The 1,169-nt window shown below is 55.4% G+C and carries 1 protein-coding gene; it reads right to left on the bottom strand.

Translation table 11 applies throughout. The annotated features are described in order from the left end of the window. Nucleotides 1-32: 32 nt before the first annotated feature. Nucleotides 33-950, bottom strand: a complete 918-nt coding sequence (locus ACW9HX_RS29055; RefSeq protein WP_085609292.1) for an IS110 family transposase — start codon at nt 948-950, stop codon at nt 33-35. Between the last annotated feature and the right edge of the window lie 219 nt (nt 951-1,169).

The following is a 1,169-nucleotide window of genomic DNA, read 5'->3' as shown; positions in this document are numbered from 1 at the left end:
TGTGGGAGCAACTGTCTTAACCCTGCCATTCGTCACCGCCATTCGGTACCGTCACGCAGCATGGCATTTAGTCTGATCAGTAGTATCCGCATGCAGGCGATGAGCGCGACTTTCGCGCTCTTGCCTCTTTCTCGCAGCGCCTCATAGCGGGCCTTGAAGTCAGCGTGATAACGGATCACGACCCAGCACGACATGTAAAGCGCACGTCTGACGCGCGATCTTCCTCCGTAAATCTGGCGCTTGCCGCTGTGATTGCCACTGTCGTCATTGTAGGGAGCGATTCCCGCCAGAGCCGCGATTTCTCTGCGATCAAGCTCGCCGAGTTCAGGCAGGTAAACCAGCAAGCTGGCGGTAGCCACAGTGCCGATGCCTTTAACTGATGTGAGCCGGTCAGCTTTTTCCGCATCCAGCTCTCGCATGCTTTGGTTAATGGCTTTACCGAACTGCTTGATCTGGAGTTGCAGATAGCGAATATGGTCTTTGATCGCCTCGATAACCGCTGGCAACTGGGCCTGCTGCAGGCGGCGTTTGTTGTCGTCTCGCTGTTGGACGAAATGCTCGCGCAACTGAATGAGTTCACGCAATGCTTCACGGCCTGGCGAAATTGGCTTTTCGCGGGACGCATGCAAGGCCTCGGCAAAATCGGCAAGAACAGCGGCGTCGATGGGATCGGTCTTGGCATTCTTGCCCATTGCTACGGCAAAGGCTCTGGCCCGGCGAGGGTTGATCCTGAGCACATTGAAGCCCGCCTCTTGCAAGGCCGCTACGACCTTTCGCTCGTATCCTCCCGTGGCCTCCAACAATACTCGGCCAACCGTGTAGTGGCTTAAACGCGAGGTCAGCTCAACAAAGCCTTCAAGCGTATTTGTAATCTCGAACCCCACTTTCTGAGGCTGAATCCAAACAACGAGGTTGGATTTGGAGATATCGATACCGACCCAGGAAATCATGGCAAAACCCTCTTACACTCAAAGGTGAGAGTGCTCTGGCTTTGCCCACGCTTGTGATTCGAGTGGCGCTCGTCCAACTGTTCGGGCTTATGGGCCAGAGTAGAAAGGTGAATGGCAGCTTTGCTCCCACTCGTGCTTCAAGCACCGCGGACTCACAGCTTGCCATTCACCCCTCTCACCCCAGAGTCTATTCCCTTACCCAGACACAAGCGGGCTTGC

Source organism: Pseudomonas sp. SDO52101_S400 (genome assembly GCF_054071635.1).
Note: the sequence above shows the minus strand (reverse complement) of the source record. Positions and strands in the feature narration are given on the sequence as shown.